This is a genomic window from Pseudomonas sp. R4-35-07, assembly GCF_003852235.1.
Classification (GTDB): Bacteria; Pseudomonadota; Gammaproteobacteria; order Pseudomonadales; family Pseudomonadaceae; genus Aquipseudomonas.
This window is the reverse complement of record NZ_CP027732.1, coordinates 2,535,609-2,554,833: the sequence shown is the minus strand read 5'-3', so window position 1 is coordinate 2,554,833 and position 19,225 is coordinate 2,535,609. Positions and strand designations below refer to the sequence as shown.

17 protein-coding genes are annotated in these 19,225 nt (G+C 61.0%); 6 read left to right on the top strand and 11 right to left on the bottom strand.

Annotation, left to right across the window (positions count from 1 at the left end):
• The first annotated feature begins 145 nt into the window (after positions 1–145).
• A complete protein-coding gene (locus tag C4J89_RS11795; RefSeq protein WP_124414481.1) occupies positions 146–1,954 on the top strand; it encodes a monovalent cation:proton antiporter-2 (CPA2) family protein in 1,809 nt (602 codons plus the stop codon).
• Between the two features lie 72 nt (positions 1,955–2,026).
• The gene (locus tag C4J89_RS11790; protein WP_124362511.1) at positions 2,027–2,581 is read left to right on the top strand and encodes a hypothetical protein; all 555 of its coding nucleotides are present in this window, start codon (positions 2,027–2,029) and stop codon (positions 2,579–2,581) included.
• Between the two features lie 130 nt (positions 2,582–2,711).
• Here the strand turns inward: C4J89_RS11790 and C4J89_RS11785 are convergent, their stop codons facing one another.
• The 6 genes from C4J89_RS11785 to C4J89_RS11760 all read right to left on the bottom strand — a co-directional run bounded on the left by C4J89_RS11785 (position 2,712) and on the right by C4J89_RS11760 (position 8,928).
• Positions 2,712–3,431, bottom strand: coding sequence for an alpha/beta hydrolase (locus tag C4J89_RS11785; RefSeq protein ID WP_124414480.1), 720 nt, complete (start codon positions 3,429–3,431; stop codon positions 2,712–2,714).
• 12 nt (positions 3,432–3,443) lie between these two features.
• Positions 3,444–4,199: a precorrin-6A synthase (deacetylating) gene (gene cobF, locus C4J89_RS11780; protein WP_124362509.1), complete on the bottom strand. Its 756-nt coding sequence runs from the start codon at positions 4,197–4,199 to the stop codon at positions 3,444–3,446.
• Positions 4,200–4,244: 45 nt separating this feature from the next.
• A complete protein-coding gene (locus tag C4J89_RS11775; RefSeq protein ID WP_124414479.1) occupies positions 4,245–4,799 on the bottom strand; it encodes a histidine phosphatase family protein in 555 nt (184 codons plus the stop codon).
• Positions 4,800–4,863: 64 nt separating this feature from the next.
• Entirely contained in the window at positions 4,864–6,183 is a 1,320-nt protein-coding gene (locus C4J89_RS11770) for an MFS transporter (RefSeq protein WP_124414478.1), read from the bottom strand.
• 33 nt (positions 6,184–6,216) lie between these two features.
• The gene (locus tag C4J89_RS11765; RefSeq protein WP_124414477.1) at positions 6,217–7,746 is read right to left on the bottom strand and encodes a class I adenylate-forming enzyme family protein; all 1,530 of its coding nucleotides are present in this window, start codon (positions 7,744–7,746) and stop codon (positions 6,217–6,219) included.
• A gap of 3 nt (positions 7,747–7,749) precedes the next feature.
• Positions 7,750–8,928, bottom strand: coding sequence for an acetyl-CoA acetyltransferase (locus C4J89_RS11760; protein ID WP_124414476.1), 1,179 nt, complete (start codon positions 8,926–8,928; stop codon positions 7,750–7,752).
• 129 nt (positions 8,929–9,057) lie between these two features.
• Between C4J89_RS11760 and C4J89_RS11755 the strand changes: the two genes are divergently transcribed.
• Positions 9,058–9,630 (top strand): PAS and helix-turn-helix domain-containing protein, encoded by a 573-nt coding sequence (locus tag C4J89_RS11755; RefSeq protein ID WP_124362504.1) that lies wholly within the window; start codon positions 9,058–9,060, stop codon positions 9,628–9,630.
• 112 nt (positions 9,631–9,742) lie between these two features.
• Here the strand turns inward: C4J89_RS11755 and C4J89_RS11750 are convergent.
• From C4J89_RS11750 to C4J89_RS11730, 3 genes are all read right to left on the bottom strand, one after another.
• Positions 9,743–11,106, bottom strand: a protein-coding gene (locus tag C4J89_RS11750) for an IS3 family transposase (RefSeq protein WP_124414103.1) whose coding sequence is annotated in 2 segments (ribosomal slippage) — positions 9,743–10,641 and positions 10,641–11,106 — 1,365 coding nt in all. Because the reading frame shifts where the segments join, the coding sequence is not laid out codon by codon here.
• 652 nt (positions 11,107–11,758) lie between these two features.
• The gene (locus C4J89_RS11735) at positions 11,759–13,060 is read right to left on the bottom strand and encodes an IS4 family transposase (protein WP_124416016.1); all 1,302 of its coding nucleotides are present in this window, start codon (positions 13,058–13,060) and stop codon (positions 11,759–11,761) included.
• Between the two features lie 188 nt (positions 13,061–13,248).
• Positions 13,249–14,316, bottom strand: a complete 1,068-nt coding sequence (locus C4J89_RS11730; RefSeq protein ID WP_124414474.1) for an NAD(P)-dependent alcohol dehydrogenase — start codon at positions 14,314–14,316, stop codon at positions 13,249–13,251.
• Between the two features lie 147 nt (positions 14,317–14,463).
• On the opposite strand from C4J89_RS11730, the gene C4J89_RS11725 reads away from it, so the two are divergent.
• The 3 genes from C4J89_RS11725 to C4J89_RS11715 all read left to right on the top strand — a co-directional run bounded on the left by C4J89_RS11725 (position 14,464) and on the right by C4J89_RS11715 (position 17,679).
• Complete coding sequence (locus C4J89_RS11725; RefSeq protein ID WP_124414473.1) at positions 14,464–15,360, top strand: VOC family protein; 897 nt, start codon at positions 14,464–14,466, stop codon at positions 15,358–15,360.
• The gene (locus C4J89_RS11720; RefSeq protein WP_124414472.1) at positions 15,357–16,748 is read left to right on the top strand and encodes an alginate export family protein; all 1,392 of its coding nucleotides are present in this window, start codon (positions 15,357–15,359) and stop codon (positions 16,746–16,748) included. Before C4J89_RS11725 ends, C4J89_RS11720 begins: the two co-directional genes overlap by 4 nt.
• A 112-nt stretch (positions 16,749–16,860) precedes the next feature.
• Positions 16,861–17,679, top strand: a complete 819-nt coding sequence (locus tag C4J89_RS11715) for an alpha/beta fold hydrolase (protein WP_124362499.1) — start codon at positions 16,861–16,863, stop codon at positions 17,677–17,679.
• Between the two features lie 116 nt (positions 17,680–17,795).
• Here the strand turns inward: C4J89_RS11715 and C4J89_RS11710 are convergent, their stop codons facing one another.
• On the bottom strand, positions 17,796–18,182 hold the full coding sequence (locus C4J89_RS11710) for a DoxX family protein (RefSeq protein WP_124414471.1): 387 nt from the start codon (positions 18,180–18,182) through the stop codon (positions 17,796–17,798).
• 80 nt (positions 18,183–18,262) lie between these two features.
• A complete protein-coding gene (locus C4J89_RS11705) occupies positions 18,263–19,138 on the bottom strand; it encodes a LysR family transcriptional regulator (protein ID WP_124414470.1) in 876 nt (291 codons plus the stop codon).
• Between the last annotated feature and the right edge of the window lie 87 nt (positions 19,139–19,225).

Genomic DNA, 19,225 nt, shown 5'->3' with positions numbered 1-19,225 from the left:
CCGAAATCCGCCAGATAACAGCCACATTCATTGACCTCTGCATCAAAAATACAAGTTTCAAAATGTGAAAACACGCTCTAATAGGGCCCTTTCCCTCGCCCTTGAAAGCGTCAGCATCTGATTCAAGCAAACAATGGAGTTCGCAATGCCCCATGAAGGCAACCTGTTACAAGCAGCCGTGGTGTTCCTGTTCGCCGCCGTGCTGGCCGTGCCGTTGGCCAAGCGTCTGCAACTGGGCGCGGTGCTGGGCTATCTGTTCGCCGGGGTGATCATCGGCCCCTCGGTGCTGGGCCTGATCGGCAACCCGCAAAGCGTGGCGCAGTTCTCTGAACTGGGCGTGGTACTGTTGCTGTTTATCATCGGCCTGGAGCTTTCGCCCAAACGGTTATGGGTGATGCGCAAGGCGGTATTCGGTGTCGGCCTGGCCCAGGTGCTGCTCACCGGGCTGGTGATGGGCGTGGTAGCGCTGTGGCTGTTTGGCCAGCCCTGGAACAGCGCGATTGTGCTGGGCCTGGGCCTGGCGCTGTCCTCCACCGCGTTTGGCCTGCAAAGCCTGGCCGAGCGCAAGGAACTCAACCAACCCCATGGGCGCCTGGCCTTCGCGATCCTGTTGTTCCAGGACATTGCAGCGATCCCGTTGATTGCCATGGTGCCGCTGCTGGCCGGCAGCGATCATCCGACCAGCGAAGCCCAGGGCGTGCAACACGTCTTGCAAATCCTCGGCAGCATTGCCGTGGTGATCATCGGCGGGCGCTATCTGCTGCGACCGGTGTTTCGTATCGTCGCCAAGACCGGCCTGCGTGAAGTCTCCACCGCCACCGCGCTGCTGGTGGTGATCGGCACCGCCTGGCTGATGGAGCTGGTGGGCGTGTCCATGGCCCTCGGCGCGTTCCTCGCCGGGCTGCTGCTGGCGGACTCGGAATACCGCCACGAACTGGAATCCCAGATCGAACCGTTCAAGGGCCTGCTGCTGGGGCTGTTTTTTATCAGCGTGGGCATGGGCGCCAACCTCAGCCTGCTGCTCAGCACACCGCTGGTGGTGATCGGGCTGACCTTGCTGTTGATCGGTTTGAAACTGCCACTGCTTTACGCCGTGGGGCGCATGGTGGGCGAACTCAATCGTGAAAGCGCCCTGCGCCTGGGCGTGGTGTTGGCGGCGGGAGGTGAGTTCGCCTTCGTGGTGTTCAAGATCGGCCGCGACCAGGGCCTGTTCGAACCGCACCTTTACGATGTGCTGGTGTTGACCATCACCCTGTCCATGGCCGTGACCCCGCTGCTGCTGTTGGTGTGCCCGAAGCTGTTCAAGTCCAAGGCCAAGCCGGTGGAGGTGCCCGAGGAGTACCGCGCCATTGAAGGCGACGCGCCGCGCGTGGTGATTGCCGGCATGGGCCGAATGGGCCAGATCGTTGCGCGAATCCTGCGCGCACAGAACATCTCGTTCATCGCCCTCGACACCTCGGTGGAAACCATCGAACTGACCCGCAGTTTTGGCGGTATGCCGGTGTTCTACGGTGATCCGCAACGCCCGGAAATCCTCCATGCGGCCAAGGTCGACCAGGCGGAATTCTTTGTGATCGCCATGGATGATCCGCAGATCAACATCAAGACCGCCGAACTGGTGCGCAACCTCTACCCACACATGAAGATCATCGCCCGCGCGCGTAACCGCCAGCACGTCCACCGCCTGGTGGACCTGGACGCCTCACCGGTGCGTGAAACCTTTTACTCAAGCCTGGAGATGAGCCGCCGTACCCTGGTCGGCCTTGGTCTGAGCCAGGCCCAGGCCGACGCGCGCATCGACCGCTTCAGGGCCCACGACCAGCAAGTCCTCGCCGCCCAGCATGCGGTGTACGACGATGCGGCCAAAGTCATGCAGACCGCCCAGGAAGCCCGCGCAGAACTGGCGCGCTTGTTTGAGATGGATCGGCTTCAGGAAGAGTCCGACAAGGTGTGAGGCTGCAGATGAACGATATTGCGAATTTTCTGACAGAATACGCCGCAATTTCGTTCATCTCTGGAGCGCTTCATGGCCACCTTCACCAAGACTGCAGTGCTGCTGGCCCTCGCGCTTACCGCCAGCAGCGTGTTCGCCGCCGCCAAACCGGCCACGCAAACGCTCTCCACCCTGGGCGGCAAGTTCACCTTCAGCCTGCCCAAGGCCTACACCGCCGACGCCCTGCCCTCCGGCAAGGCTGAAGACGGCACCGCCGATACCCAAGGCACCCTGTACGCCAACGCAACCACGAAAAGTGTGGTGATCGTCGCCGAAACCGTGCGTAACGATGGGGTGTCAATCCAGGACAACGACGCCAAATTTCTCGATGGCGCCGTGAGCGATTTCGTCAAGAACCAGAGCGCCGCCCTGCCCGACTTCAAGAAACTCGGCGAGAAAAAACTGACCTTCAAGGGCCTTGGCCTGCGCCAGGTCGACAGCACGGCTACCCAAGGCGGCGGCAAGACCCTGAACTCCACGTTCCTGGCTGGCTCCGGCAATCACCTGCTGGTGATCCAAGCGATTTCGCGGGCGGATGATGTGAAGGGGCATGCCGCGCTGGTGAAGCAGATTACTGGTGGCAAGTAAGCCAACCTCCCAAGCGACATAAAACCAATGTGGGAGGGGGCTTGCTCCCGATAGCGGTGAATCAGTCGATACATCTGTGACTGAAATACCGCCATCGGGGGCAAGCCCCCTCCCACATTTTTTACGGTGTTTACCGCAGGCTCTTCTCCAGCCAAGCCTTCAGGTCCTGGATTTCCGCCTCGCTGATTGTATGGTTCATCCCCGGATACCCATGAAACTGCGGCTTCAAGCCAATCCCTTCCAGCACCTCGTTGGCCCGCGTTCCCGAGGCATAAGGCAGCGCCTGGTCCAAGGTGCCATGGCCGATAAAGATCGCCAGCTTGTCCAACGCTTCATTCGGCTTGAGCTCGGCCTTGAGCACCGGCAACACGCTGCCGCTCAGGGCCGCTATACCACGCAGCAGCTCGGGCCTGCGCAAACCCACCTCATAGGACATGATCGCCCCCTGGCTGAACCCGACCAGAAACACACGATCACTCTGGGTGTGGTACTTGGCGGTGGCCTTGGCCACAAAGTCTTCGAGCAGCCTGGCGCTGCTTTGCAGATCAGCCGTCACCCCATCGTAATCACCGTCACCCGGGGTCTTGGTAAACCAGCGATAGCCATGCGGCTCCACCGGCATCGGCGCGCGCACCGACAGGTAGGTCCAGGTGGAAGGCAGCGCATCCTTGATACCGAACAGGTCTTCCTCGTTGCTGCCAAAGCCATGCAGGAAAATCACCAGCGGTTGGTTGCGTGCATCGCCCTGGGTTTGCTCCAGGTACGACAACGGCAGGTCGGTATGCAGATCGGAGTCCGCATGGGCGACACCGGCCAGCAAGGCCAGCGCGAGAGCGAGCAGTTTGAGCATGGGGTCTATCCCTCAGGGTTTGCGCAACAAATAGGTGTCCATGATCCAGCCATTGGCGAGTCGCGCGGCCTTGCGCGCCCGTTGGATTTCGTCCGCGACCTCGCTAACTTTGCCGCTGATCAGGATTTCATCCGGCGTGCCCAGGTAGGCGCCCCAATAGATATCCAGGTCCTGATCCGCCACGCTGCGGTAGGAATCTTCGGCATCGAGCATCACCACCAGGGTGTCGGCATCACTCGCCTGCCCCGCCGCCAGGCGGCGCCCGGTGGTGATTTCAATGGACTTGCCGATACGGTTCAACGCCACCTTATGCTGGGCCGCCAGGGCCTGCACGCTGGTAATACCGGGGATCACCTCGAACTCGAATGCACAGCGCCCCTCGGCAAGGATCGCCTGCAGAATGCGGATGGTGCTGTCGTACAACGCCGGGTCACCCCAGGCCAGGAACGCCCCCACTTCGCCGTCGGCCATGTCCTCGTTGATCATGCGCTCGAAGGTTTGCTGCTTGTCGCGGTTGAGGTCGCGCACCGCGGTGGTGTAGTCGATATCACCGCGCACGCGCTCGGGGCAGTCGGCCTCGACGAAGCGGTAGCCGGGCCTGGTGATGTAGGTTTCGCAGATTTCACGGCGCAGGTCGATCAGCTTGTCCTTGCTCTGGCCCTTGTCCATCAGGAAAAACACGTCGGTGCGGTTCAGCGCCTTCACGGCCTGCATCGTGATGTAGTCAGGGTTGCCGGCGCCAATGCCGATGATCAGGATGCGTTTCATGGGTTGCTCTCATTGCGGGGCGTGGATTTTGCCATGATCGTGGGCTCAGGCATAAGTTTCCAGGCGCAGGCGCCAGACCGCGTTGAAGCGCAGCTCAGTGCGCGACAGTGGCTCTACGTCGATCCGGTAGAACATCGAGGCCGGATACCGCATGACGTACAACAGCGCGGCACGGATCACAAAGGGGTGGGTCACCGCCAGCACATGACCGGGCTGGCTTTCCAGGGCCTTCATCCACTGCCCGACCCGCGTGCACAGTTGCGCCACCGACTCGCCGCCATGGGGCGCATGGGCGCTGTCGGTGAGCCAGGCGTTCAGCTCAGCGCTGTCGAGCGCGCGCAGAGCCTGGCCTTTCCAGTGCCCAAGGTCGACGTCGCGCAGGGCCGGTTCGATGCTCGGCTGTTCGCCGAACAACCCCGCCGTCTGCCGGGTTCGCGTCTCCGGCCCGCACAGCAGGCGCGCCGTCTTGGGGTAACGGCCTGCCAACGACAACGCCGCGCCCTGCCAGTCCATGACCAGCGACTCGTCATCGGCAAAGCGCGCCTGTTTTTGCGACGGCGTGGCCGCATGGCAGATCAGGGTCAAACGGGTAGCCTGCACGCGATTCATTCCGAAGGGATGAGGCTGCCAAGCCTGGCGCAGTCAGCGCGCCGATGCAACGCCCTCAGGCCAATGCTGCCCCCGCAGGTACCGCCGCCGGGCTGGCGCTGGCCACGAAGTCCTCCTTGCGCAGCAGCACCAAGGCAATCAACGACACCACTCCGGTCGCCACGTAGAAGTACCAGGGCGAGGTGATGTCCCCGGTCACCTTGATCAGCCAGGTGGAGATCAGTGGCGCGCTGCCGCCGAACACCGCCACCGGCACGTTGTACGCCACGGCGATGCCGGTAGAACGGATGCGTGTGGGCAGCAGTTCGCTCATCAGCGCATAGGTGGACGAAGCATAGAGGCCGAACAGGATCGCCACCGCCATCAAGGGCGCAAAGAACGTCGCCGGCGTTGCGGTCGGGGCCATCTTGAACAGCCAGAACATCGCCAGGGTCGCCAGCGCGCCGACCACCATCAGGAACGGCTTGCGCCCGTATTTATCGGTAAATGCGCCCCCGAACGGCATGACGAAGGCCGCCGAGAAACTGGCGACGAACACATAGAGCAAGGTGGTGCCGCTGTCGAACTTGAGGATCTTGGCCATGTAGGTCGAGGCGAAGGTCAGGACCAGGTAAAAGATTGAGCTGTGCAAGGTGATGATGAAGAACACCAGGGCGATGGCGCGCTTCCACTGCCAGACCTCGCGCAGGGGCGCACGGGAAGTTTGCCCGGCGCGTTGCAAGGCCAGGAACTCAGGGCTGTCTTCAAGCTTGAGGCGGATGTACATGGAGATGAAGCCCAGGGGCGCGGCGATCAGGAACGGCACGCGCCAGGCCCATTCCTGCATGACGTCGGCGCCCAGCACCCAGGTCATGCCGTTGGCTACGGCGCCGCCCAGTAGCAGGCCGAGCACCGCGGTGACCATCAGCCAGCAGGTGGCAAAGCCGCGTCGGCCAGGGCCGGCGTATTCGGAAATGAAGCTGGTCACCGTGCCGATCTCACCGCCCGCCGAGAAACCTTGCACGCAGCGCACCAGGATCAGCAGGATCGGGGCGACGATGCCGAGGGTGGCGTAGGTCGGTAGCAGGCCCAGCATTACCGTGGAGCCGGTCATCATCACCAGCGCCATGATCAGGGTTTTACGCCGGCCGATCTTGTCCGCCAGCGGGCCGAAGAACAGCCCGCCCAACGGGCGGATGAAGAAGCTCAGGGCGAACGCGGCAAAACTGGCCAGCAGGCTGGTAGTGGGGTCGTCGGAAACGAAGAACGCCTGGCCGATATACACGGCAAGAAAGCCGTAGACGCCGTAGTCATACCACTCGATCAAGTGGCCGGAGGTGGCACCGAGAAACGCGCGGCGGCGTTTGCGGACGGTGTCTTGCGCGTGATTGCCCATCGGGGGGACTCCTTGTCTGTTGGTCGATCCGTGCTAAAGCGCGGCGATAGTCGCTGCTTTCAACCACTGCCGCAAGTCGGTCTTGAGGACCTTGCCGTAGCTGTTCTTGGGCAAATCGCTGCGCCACACATATTTTTTCGGTTTTTTGAACGAGGCCATGCGCGCCACAAACCATGCCGTGAGCTCGCCTTCGTCGAGGGGCTCGCCGCTGCGCGTCACCACAAACGCCACCACCGACTCGCCCCATTGCGGGTCCGGCTCGCCCACCACGCACACTTCGAAGACCTCGGGATGCTGGGCCAGCACCTCCTCGACTTCGCGCGGGTACACATTGCTGCCGCCGCTGATGATCACGTCCTTGGAGCGATCCGTGAGGGTCAGGTAGCCGGCGGGGTCAAGAAAGCCGATATCACCGGTGAGCAGCCAACCCTCGACCAGGGTGTCGCTGGTGGCCTGCGGATTGCGCCAATAGCCTTGCATCACCGTGGCGCCGCGCACCGCGATTTCACCGCGCTCGCCGGTTGGTAACGGTCGGTGGCGGGCATCGAGAATGCGGATTTCCACGCAGGCTTGCGCGTAGCCTACGGACGCGGCCAGGGTCGCCCAGTCGCCGCGCTGGCGATCGGCGATCAGCCCACGGGGCAACACGCTGATAGTCATCGGGCTCTCGCCCTGGCCGTAGATCTGCACCAGGCGGGGGCCGAACGTGTCGACGGCGTCGCGCAAGTCGGCCAGGTACATCGGGCCGCCGCCGTAGACGATGGTCTTGATGCCTTCGCCGTGATAGCCCTGTTGCCGTGCCTGCTCGACCATGCGCTTGACCATGGTCGGTGCGGCAAACAGTGAAACGCTGCCCAGCTCTGTCGCCAGCCCGAACAACTCGGCGGCGTCAAAACCGTTGGACGCCGGCACCACATGCCGCGCGCCGCAGCGTACGTGAATAAAGTTGTAGAGCCCGGCGCCATGGGACATCGGCGCGGCGTAAAGCGCGGCATCGTCGGCGCTGACCGGATCGACGTCGGTGGCGTAGCACAACGACATGGCGATCAGGTTGCCATGGGACAGCATCACCCCCTTGGAACGCCCGGTGGTACCGGAGGTGTAGAACAGCCAGGCGAGGTCGTTGTCCTGGCGTGGTACCGGTTGCTCCAGGGTTGGCCAGCCCTGGTTCGGCGGGAGCACGTGACCGTCGAGTTCCGTGCAGCGCGCAGGCAAATCCCGCGATGAAAACACCCGCCCGCCATCGGTAAAGATCAAGCGTGCTTCGGCGTTATCCGCGATCCATGCCGCCTCGGTCGGGTGCAGCTTGGCATTGATCGGTACCGCCACCGCGCCCATCCACCAGATGGCGTAGAGCAACTCCAGGTAGTCGCAGCTGTTTTTCATCAGCACCGCCACCGCGTCCCCTGGCTGCAAGCCGTGCTGGTCGACCAGGTGCGCGGCGCGCTGGCGCACATGGGCGGCGAAGGTGGCGTAGTCGGCCACTTGCCGGGCGCCGTCGAACAGTGCCGGGCGTTGCGGGTCGCGACGCTGGGTGTCGTGCAACCAATTGGCAATGTTCATGGTTCAGTACCGACGCGCGTGCAGGACCGAAGCGTAGTTGGCCACCGCCATACCGCCCATGTTGAATACCAGGCCGAACTCCGCGTTGGGCACCGCCAAGCCAATCGGCTCGCCGGTCAATTGCCGGAATGCCAGGGCATGCATCGAGACACCGGTCGCGCCGACGGGATGGCCCTTGGCCTTGAGCCCACCGGAAAGGTTCACCGGCAAGCGCCCGCCCGCGCGCACCACGCCGCTGTCGAGCACACGGTGCCCCTCGCCCTTGGGCGCCAGGCCCATGGCTTCGTAGATCAGCAGTTCGGCGATGGTGAAGCAATCATGCACCTCGGCGAAGCTCAGGTCGGCCAGGGTCACATTCGCCCCGCGCAGCGCCGAATGAATCGCCCGCTGCGGGCCTTCAAACGCCAGGATGTCGCGCTGGGCGATGGGCAATGTGTCGTTGACCTGGGTCATCGCGCGAATCTGCACATCGCGGCGAAACGCCCGCGCACGCTTGGGCGACGCCAGCACAATCGCCGCAGCGCCATCGCTGATCAGCGAGCAATCGGTGAGGCGCAGCGACTCGGCCACGAACGGGTTGCTCTGGGACACGTTATTGCAGTGCTCGAAATTCATCTCGCGGTGCATCTGCGCCAACGGGTTGACCATGGCATTGGAGTGGTTCTTGGTGGCAATCGCCGCCATCGAGCCCAGCGGGCAATGGTAACGCTCGGCGTATTGGCGAGCGGCGCGGCCGAACAACTGCGGGAAACTCAGGCCGGCTTCGGCCGCATCGTTCTGATAACCGGCGCCGGCCAGCGCCTGGGTGACGGCGGCCGTGGAGGTATGGGTCATTTTCTCGGCCCCCACCACCAGCACCAATTCGGCGCTGCCGGAGAGAATCGCATTGACGCCGGCCTGGATCGCCGCCGAACCGGATGCACAGGCGTTCTCACAGCGCGTGGCCGGCTTGAAGCGCAGCCCGGGGTCGGCCTGCAGCAACAACGACGCGGCAAACCCATCCGGCACCAGCCCGGCATTGAAATGGCCGAGGAACAGCGCGTCGATTTGCGCCGCATCGAGGGCAGCATCGCTCAAGGCCTCACGCGTGACCTGAACAATCAGATCTTCCAGCGTGGTACCTTCCAAGCGACCAAAACGCGAATGACCAGCGGCAACGATAGACACGCAATCAGCAGGCATAATCAATTTCTTCTGTTCTTGAACCGGACTTTCCCTACAATGACCCACCTCTGGTCGCGGGCCAATTCGTGTAACTACTTACATGGATAAGTAGTCCGCCAGTCAGTTGAACAACGAGGCAGGATGCCCATGACCGTGATTACCCCACCATTCCAGAACCTTGAACGCCTGGCGTTCAAGCTGTCCCCCGCGCCGCAGCTGGTCACCAGCAACCGCGTGATCATCGACTGCAACGACGCGTTCCTGAACCTGTTCGGCTACACCCACGCGACGTTGGTCAATCAATTGACCCTGCTGATCTACCCGTCCCAGGCCGACTACCACGCCATTGGCAAGCGCAGCCATGAGTGGTTGCTCGACAGCGACAGCGGTTTTTATTCCGACGAGCGCTTCATGCAGCATCGCAATGGCGAAGTGTTCTGGGCCAGGTCCCATGGCTACACGCTCACGCCCAGGGATCCGTTCAAGTTGATGATCTGGCACTTCGAACGGCTGGACCGCACCCATCAAGGCACGGGCGACCTTACGCCGCGGGAGCGGGAGATTGCCATGCACATCGTCAATGGGCTCAAGTCCAAGGAAATTGCGCTGCGATTGGGGATTTCGCATCGGACGGTGGAAGTGCATCGGGCGCGGTTGATGAGGAAGTTGCAGGCCAAGACGGTGGTGGAGTTGGTGTCGAAGATCATCATGGTGGCTTGAGGTTGGCCGGGATTTTTTTGGAATTGACCGAGTACATATCCGTTATTTAGGTAACGGCGGCTTAGGGTTCCGCCCTGACGTGAACTGCCCCCCAAAAGTTGGACGGGAGACGCTATTGATTTAGTGCCTGGGTCCGAAACTGTACCGGACTCAAGCCATTCAGTCTGAGGCTTATGCGGTCTTGGTTGTAGTAGGCGATGTAATCCTCTATGCCTGATGCCAGCTGCTCCACACTCTCAAATGATTCCAGATAGAAAAACTCGCTCTTGAGCGTGCCGAAAAAGCTTTCCATGGCGGCATTGTCCAAGCAATTACCCTTGCGAGACATGCTCTGCTCGATGCCCTTTTCGGCCAGCATGTGTCGGTAGGTAGGCTGTCTGTACTGCCAACCCTGGTCAGAGTGCAGTATTGGTTTTTCATCTCGACTCAGTCGCCCGAAGGCTTTTTCCAGCATCATCGAAACCATACTGAATTCGGGACGTCGGTTGATCTGGTAAGCCAGGATCTCGCCGTTGTACAAATCCATGAGAGGCGAGAGAAACAGCTTTTGCCCGTTCACCTTGAACTCCGTCACGTCGGTTGTCCATTTCTGGTTAGGGGCTTCTGCCTTGAATTCTCGCTTTAGCAGATCGGGCGCAACAAGCCCTTCAGCACCTCGGTAAGAACGATATTTCTTCACTTTGACCAGCGACTTGAGGCCCATCATCTGCATCAGCCGGTGCACCTTCTTGTGATTGATCAACTCACCACTGTTTCCAAGGGTCACGGTAATGCGGCGGTAGCCGTAACGCCCCTTATGCCCGTGATAGACGCTGCGGATGCGATCTTTAAGGTCGGCATGCTTGTCGGTTAGCAGTGTTTTGCTTTGGTAATAGAAGGTGCTGCGTGCAAGTCCCGCAGCACGTAGCAACAGAGCAAGTGGATGCTCATGCCTCAATCCTTGGACGACCTGCGTTTTTTTAGCTGCGCAGTACGGGGATCCGCTTGGATTAAGGCATCGAGCTTTTTTAGATAGGCATTCTCCGCGCGCAGATAGGCCAGTTCTGCGAGCATTTGTTTAGGGGTCAGTTCTGCGTCCGCAGGAAGAGCAGGACTTGCTTTGGGTTGCCTGGAAGGTTTGCGGGGCATGCTGGGCTCTTTAAGACGATGCGGTTGTAGTGCTCTTACACCGCCTTCATCGTACAGCTTTCGCCACTGCCTGATACTACTTGGACCACGGATATCAAACCGTATACAGGCCTGTTGGTCCGACAGTCCGTCTTGTTCGATGCACTGCAAAACCTTCAATTTAAACTGGGCATCGTAATGGCTGTATTTGGCAATCAAGCCAGAGGCGCCGTGCTTTTCAAAACCCTTGACCCAGCGCCGCAGCAGCGATGGACTCAAGCCATGCTTGAGGGCCACCTCATGAACGCTACTGGCAGACAGGCACTCTTCAATCAGTGATTGCTTGAGTGCTAGGTTGTATTTCGTCATGGAACACCCTCCCGTGGGGTCAGATGTCCAACATTCGGGGGGCAGTTCAACGGCGGGTCACTTTGGAAAAGCCCCAAAGTAACCAAAAGGCTCTTGCCCCACCACTCGGCACCTCGCCTAGGCTCGGTGTGCCCGTAATCCGACAGTGATTTGGGGGGGCCGCCGCCACGCGCCATCCATGGCGCGGGGCGGCTAAACCGGCGTCCTGCCGGTTTACCCCCCAAATCCCTATCGAATTCCGGCCAGCGTGGTTGACGGGGCGCTTAAGATCAAAAGCAAAAGCAAAAGCAAAGCGCGGCGGCCTTAAAGCCGACCTGATTATTGAAGCGTGCGCGATATGGCTTCTACTTCCTTAGACGCTGACGAAGTCAGCAATCTTTTGATCTGGCTCTTGCTCCTGCTTTTGCTTTGGATCTTGATCTCGGGCGCCCCGTTAAACCACGCTGGCCGAACGCAGGCTTGAATCCGTGGGTAACCCGGCAGGACGCCGGGTTAGCCGCCCTGCGCCATGGATGGCGCATGGCGGCGGCCCACGGATTCAAGCCGGAGTGAGGGCATGCCGAGCCTAGGCGAGGCACCGAGTGGTGGGGCGAGGACCTTTTGGTTACTTTTGGGTCCCTCCAAAAGTGACCCGCTGTAAGAGCCAGCCCTTTCAAGGTCTTTTGATTTTAGCGGCCTTGAGCACCCGATCCGTCGACACATGGGCATTCGCGGCTTTGCCTTCCAGCCATTCCTTGGGTTTAGGCACCTTCGGCCCTCGCTTGCTCTTGACGACCGCTTTGGGCTGGATATTTCGAGCAAGTGCAAGCAGATATTGAGCCAGCCCCGCTGCGGGGATAGGGATGGATAAATATTCTGGCAAGGCTATTTGCATTCCCTCGTAACCGCTGCGTACCTGCACCGTCAGGTGGAAAATCGATGCCTCCCAATCGTCGGGCAAAGTCTGGCGATGAGCCTGCTCGACGCTGCGTTTGAGCACGGCCAGAACGTTGTAAGCCAACACGGCTGATGCAAATCCCAACAGGGCTGCTTTAGGGTTGCCCAAGGTTTCGATTTCACTGTCCAACACCGCTTCCAGGCGCTGGAACATCCCTTCGATGCTCCAACGACGGCGGTACAAATCGGCGATTTGCTCAGCACTGATAGAGTCGGGCAAGTTGCTCCAGAACAGCAGCGTGGTGTCGCCGGATTCGGTGGGGTTTTGCAGGCTCAGTTCGACTCGCCGCCACTGGCGTCCACCTTTTACTTCGATGATTTGCTCACGCACGCTGCCTGCCGCGACCGCAACAGGCAGCTGCCAGTCGCTTTCCTTAAGCAGGCGTGGATGTTTGCTCTGTTCGCGAATGATGAACGAGGCCCCGGTATCTTCGCAGGCCTCCATGACTGGGAGCGTGCAGTAGAGTCGGTCAGCCATCCACAGTTGTCCCGCACAGGCCTTTTCCAGCAACGGCAGCACGCTGACGCGTTCGCTGGCATAGGCATCTTCACAAGGCTGAAGATCAACGACCTGGTCCAGATCGGGGTCGTAAACCACAACGGAAAAACCAGGCCGGGCGGCGCCTCGTTCACGGCGCAAAGCGCCCAGACGCTTTTCGCTGGAAGGCAGGTGGTTACCGTCAACGACCCGTAGTTGCCAACCAGGCAAAATGGCTGTGTGCCCCAGTTCTTTTATCGTCGGTGCCAAACGCTCTGCGCTACCGGTGACCAGGGCGCGCAGTAGCGCAGGCTCTGTACGACTGACCTTGTCATACAGCGCCGCCAAGCTGACAGGAAGATCTTCCATCTGTCGCGCGGCGGCATGCAGCGAAGGTCGCAAACCCAATGAAACAAGGGACATCAGTTCAACGATGGTTGAAAACAAAAGCTCTCGTGGGTACTGCCGCTGACGGTGCTCTTCGAATATCTGGTCGACCCATTCAGCAGGAACAGCCTGCTCCAATATCACTCTGGTCATGACACTGGCCGGTGCTTTTTTTTCAAACCGCGCTAGAACCTCTGCCCACATCGCTTTCGTCACCCTGATCGGAGTTTTGCGGGATTTTATCAAAGACCTTGAAAGGGCTGGCTGTAAGAGCGGAACCGCCAGCCGCCATGACCTAAATAACGGATATGTACCCGGTCAACCCCACCCCAGCGCAGTCATCAGGCCACCTGACTTTCCCTCTTCAAACTCTCCATATCAATCACAAACCGATACTTCACATCCCCCTTGAGCATCCGCTCATACGCCTCGTTGATCCCCTGGATATCAATCATCTCAATATCAGAAACAATCCCGTGCTTGGCACAAAAATCCAACATCTCCTGGGTCTCCTGAATCCCACCAATCAACGACCCCGCCAAACTGCGCCGCTTGAAAATCAGGTTGAATACCGCAGGCGACGGATGCGGACTGTCCGGCGCACCCACCAGCGTCATCGTGCCATCACGCTTGAGCAGGTTGATAAACGCATCAAGGTCATGGGGCGCAGCCACCGTATTGAGGATAAAGTCCAGGCTGTTGACCACCTTGGCCATCTCATCGGCATTCTTCGACACCACCACCTGATCAGCACCCAAACGCAACCCATCCTCACGCTTGTTCGGTGAAGTGGTGAACAACGTCACATGTGCCCCCATGGCGTGGGCAATCTTCACCGCCATATGCCCAAGCCCGCCAAGCCCGACCACCCCAACCTTCTTGCCCGGCCCGACCTTCCAGTGGTGCAGCGGCGAATAGGTGGTAATCCCGGCACACAGCAACGGCGCTACCGCCGCCAGGTTCGAATCATCGTGGGAGATGCGCAGCACGAACTGCTGCTTGACCACGATGTTGTCCGAATAGCCGCCGTAGGTGTTCTCGCCACCGAACAGCGGGCCGTTATAGGTGCCGGTAAAGCCGTTCTCGCAATACTGCTCCTCGCCCTCGGCACAGGATGCGCACTGCTGGCAGCTGTCGACCATACAACCGACACCCGCCAGGTCACCCACCTTGAATGTCTTCACATTGGCGCCGACCGCCGTCACACGGCCGACGATTTCATGACCGGGCACCGACGGGTACAGGGTGTTGTTCCACTCGTTGCGGGCGGTGTGCAGGTCGGAATGGCATACCCCGCAATAAAGAATCTCGATCTGTACGTCATCCGCGCCGGGGGCGCGGCGCTCAAAGATAAAGGGCTTGAGCGAATCCTTGGAGTCCCGAGCGGCATAGCTGTAAGTCTTGGCCATTTCGTTCACCTGTGTGATCTGACGGAAGAGTTCGGTGGACACGCCTGGCCGCTGAAACGTTCAACCGAGCACGTCCATACAATTCCCAATGGCGCCTGCCCCCTAACCTCACGGCTTTCGAACCCGTAGAAGCGCTGGAGAATGGGCATGCGTAACAAAGCAATCAAGGTATCCGTAGCATTGACGCTGTTGGCAAGCGCCATGATAAACAGCGCTTTGGCGGCCACCCCAAGCGTCGCCGTGGCGCCGCAATACGACACCAGCCACGTGTATGTCGCGCCGGCCGATGTCGACCGTTTCGCCCAGAGTTTCCTGGCTACCTTCGGCGGCAAAAGCACGCCCCAAGTGGTGGTGAATGTGCTGCCGGTGCCGAGCAGCACTACTTCGCAATTGCTGCAGACCCCGGCGGGCACGGTCTCGTTGTTCGGCTTCACCACGCCCGTGCCGCACCCGTTCGGTCAGGAACGCAACGGCTATCTGGTCAAGGACATGGACATAGCCCTCAAGGCGGCGCGGGACAATGGCGCCGATGTGATCGTCAGCGATTTTCCCGACCCCATCGGCCGTGATGCCGTGGTGCAGTGGCCGGGCGGCGTCAACATGCAGCTCTACTGGCACACCAAGACCCCGGATTACGCGGCGTTCGAGACCATTCCGGAGAACCGCGTGTATGTGTCCAATGACAGTGCCGAGCGCTTTATCAAAGCGTTCCTCGGCTTCTCCCACGGCAACATAGTGAACGACGACAAGCACGCCCCCGCCGCTGATGTCGGCCAAGCGGGCGGCGAGTACCGTCGCGTCGAGATCGAGTCAGCCTTCGGGCGCATGGCGGTGCTGGTCACCAATGGCCATCTGCCCTACCCGTTCGGCCACGACACCACCGGCTATCAAGTCAGCGACCTGGCCGCCACCCTCGGCAAGGCCAGCGGGTCTGGCGCCAAGGTGCTGGTGCCCGCGTTCGACAGCAAAGGCCGGCGCAGTGCAGTGGTCGAATTCCCCGGCGGTTATGTGGCGGAAATTCACCAGCTCACCGCGAAAAAATGATCCGTCATACAGGCTGGAGCCTGGCCGTGCTGTGGCCGCTGCTCGTCGGCAGCGTCCACGCCGACGATCCACCGAGCCGACCGGCGATCAAGGCCAATCGCTGGCAGGAAGACTGGTCGGTGCTCAAGGACCCGGCGTTGCGCACGCAGCCGCTGGACACCCTCAAGTACATCCCGCTGTCGGGCGCCAACCCGTTCACCTACCTGTCCCTGGGCGCGACCTTGCGCGAGCGTTTCGAGATGAATGACGCCAGCGGTTTCGGCGTGAAGAACGTGGCCCGTGATCGCTACCTGATCCAGCGCTTCCAGGTTCATGCCGACCTGCATTTGAATGAACACTGGCGCGTGTTCACCCAGCTCGAAGACGTGCGCGCCTATGACAAAACCACCCTGGGCGGCGCCGATCAGAACCGCGTGGATTTGCGCCTGGCCTTCGCCGAATACGTGAACACCTTCAGCAGCGGCACGTTCAAGAGCCGTATCGGTCGCCAGGACTTTGCCTTCGACTTGCAGCGCTTCATTTCGTCACGGGACGGCCCGAATGTGCGGCAGTCGTTCGATGCGTTGTGGGCCGACTGGGAAACGCCAAACTGGCGCTTTATCGGGATCGCCAGCCAACCGGTGCAGTACCAGGATGGCCGGCATTTCGACGACAAGTCCAACAGTGACGCGCGTTTTCATATGCTGCGGGTCGAGCGCCTGGTGGGCGGCACGAATGAGCTGTCGGCCTACTACGGCGTGTATGAGCGCAGCGCGGCGCACTATCTGGACGCCGATGGCGACGAAACGCGCCAGCTGTTGGATGCGCGCCTGGGTGGCGCGGCCCAGGGCTTCGACTGGGACATCGAAGCCATGCTGCAAGGCGGCTCGGTGGGCAACAAAGACATTCGCGCCTGGGCCGGCGGCAGCCGCACCGGCTACACCTTCGACAGCCTGGCGTGGAAGCCGCGCCTCGGCCTGCAACTGGACATCGCCTCGGGCGATCGCAAAACCGGTGACGGCACCGTCGGCACCTTCAACCCGCTGTTTCCCAACGGCTACTACTTTTCCCTGGCGGGCTATACCGGCTACAGCAACCTGATTCACGTCAAGCCATCGATCACCGTCAAGCCCATCGCCAAGCTCAGCGTGCAAACCGCCATCGGCTTGCTGTGGCGGCAAACCACGGCGGATGCGGTCTACACCCAGCCCAGCGTGCCGGTCGCCGGCACTGCGGGCCAGGGTGAACGCTGGACCGGTGCCTACGGTCAGCTGAGAACCGACTACGCCTTCACGCCGAACCTGACCGGCGCGGTCGAAGCCGTGCATTACGCGGTCGGCCAGACCCTGCGTGATGCCGGCGGGCACGACAGCAATTACCTGGGCATGGAGCTCAAGTTCAGTTGGTAATTGAGGCAAGCACACCGATACAAGCCCGGCTTGGTTTTTTGGCGCAGGCTTTTCGCGATGTAACAAGGCGGATTTTTTACCCAGTCTTTTCATGCAGACACAGGAGTTTCAGATGAGCACATTCGTTGCCAAAGACGGTACCCAGATCTACTTCAAGGACTGGGGCAGCGGCAAACCCGTGCTGTTCAGCCACGGCTGGCCGCTGGATGCCGACATGTGGGAATACCAGATGGAATACCTGAGCAGCCGTGGCTTTCGCACAATCGCGTTCGACCGCCGAGGCTTTGGCCGCTCGGACCAGCCGTGGACCGGCAACGATTACGACACCTTCGCCGACGACATCGCCCAGTTGATCGACCACCTGGACCTCAACGACGTGACCCTGGTGGGTTTCTCCATGGGTGGCGGTGATGTGGCCCGCTATATCGCGCGCCATGGCAGCGCGCGGGTCGCCGGGCTGGTACTGCTGGGTGCGGTGACGCCGATCTTCGGGCAGAAAGCCGATTACCCACAAGGCGTGCCCAACGACGTCTTCGATGGCATCAAGGCCGGCCTGCTGAAGGACCGCGCGCAATTCATCAGCGATTTCAACACGCCGTTCTTTGGCCTCAACAAGGGCCAGAAAGTCTCGGAGGGCGTGCTCACCCAGACCCTGCAGATCGCGCTGCAAGCCTCGCTGAAAGCCACCGTGGATTGCGTCACCGCGTTCTCCCAGACCGACTTCCGCCCGGACATGGCCAAAATTGACGTGCCGACCCTGGTCATCCACGGTGACGGTGACCAGATCGTTCCGTTCGAAACCACTGGCAAAGTTGCCGCCCAGATGATCGAGGGCGCGCAACTGAAGGTGTACAAAGATGCGCCCCACGGGTTTGCCGCCACCCACACCCAGCAGCTCAATGAAGACCTGCTGGCCTTCCTGAACCGCTGAGTAACCCCTGTGGGAGGGGGCTTGCTCCCGATAGCGGTGGTTCAGTCAGCGTACTGATAACTGACCCACCGCTATCGGGAGCAAGCCCCCTCCCACAGTTGAATCACCTTTACTATTCAGGCAAGTCGCTGCCCCAGTCTCAGACTCCCCGACCCCGCAATCAGGATGCTGGTGAAGATAATCATCAACAGCCAGCCAAACTGCCCTTCGAACAGCGTCCATTCCGGATGCACCACCAGCAGCGCGATCACCAGCACCGCCAGGATCGGCAGGCATGCCAAGCGCGTCCACACCCCCGCGATGATCAGCAGCGGGCACAGCACCTCGGCAAATATGGCCAGCAGCAAGGTGAGCGGCGCGCCCAGGTGAAACGGGTCTTCGATCAGCTTCAACTGGTCGCTGTAGTTGAGCAGTTTCGGCAATCCATGCACCCACAGCAAAAACAGCGCCCCGCTGACCCGCAGGAACAACAGCCCGATATCTTGTTTCTTGGTTTCGTTCATATGCCACCTGTGTCCGTCGAAATGACCGACCGCCAGTGTGGCCCTGGCCGCGACGATGGGCTTGCAGGCGTGTGCTGACCTTAGACCGGTGACACTGAAAAACCCGCAACGATTTCATCGATCACCACCCGCACCCGTGCGGTATGACGCAGGTCGGCGTGGGTTACCAGCCAGACGTCATAGGGCAACGGTCGCGTGCGCTGCGGCCACAGGCGGACCAGACCGTCGCGTTCGCCGGTGTACACCGGGATCTCGCCGATGCCGATGCCAGCGGCAATTGCGCGGCGTACCAGCAGGCTGGAGCTCAACGCTGCCACAATCCGCCCGCGCCCCAACGGTTCGCAGACCAGCGTCAAGTCTTTCTGGCTTTGCAGGTAGGGTTGATACACCACCAGGTCATGGCCTTCGAACAGGCTGCCGGGTTCCGGCACGCCGTGGCGATCGATATAGGACTGCGCCGCGAACAGCCCCACCGGCCAGCGGGCGATGCGCCGGGCGATCAGGTCCGGGTTGTCCGGGCGGATGTTACGCACGGCGATATCGGTTTCACGCTTGGCCAGGCTGAGGAACTGGGTCGAGGCGTCCAACTGCACGCGCACGTCCGGGTGCTGCTCATGCAGACGCGCGATGGCCGGGATCAGGAAGTCGATGGCCAACGAGTCGGTGGTGCTGACGCGCACGGTGCCGGTGAGACGCTCATCCAGCCCTTGTATCTGGCGCTGCAACTCCAGGGCCGAACGCTCCATTTTTTCCACCGAAAGCAACGCGGCTTCGCCGACGGCGGTCAAGGCATAGCCCTCGGAAGTGCGCAGGAACAACGTCGCGCCGAGGGATTTTTCCAAGGCGTTGATCCGCCGCCCGACCGTGGCCTGGTCCACGCCCAGCACCCGAGCCGCGCCACGTAATGTGGTTTCCCGGCATACCGCGAGGAACACTCGCGCATCGTCCCAATTCATCACTACCCCCACTGCATAAACGCATCAACGCGCCGCAAATTCGCTGCATTATTGCATCAGCAAACCTGGCTATGCTGGCCGCCACAG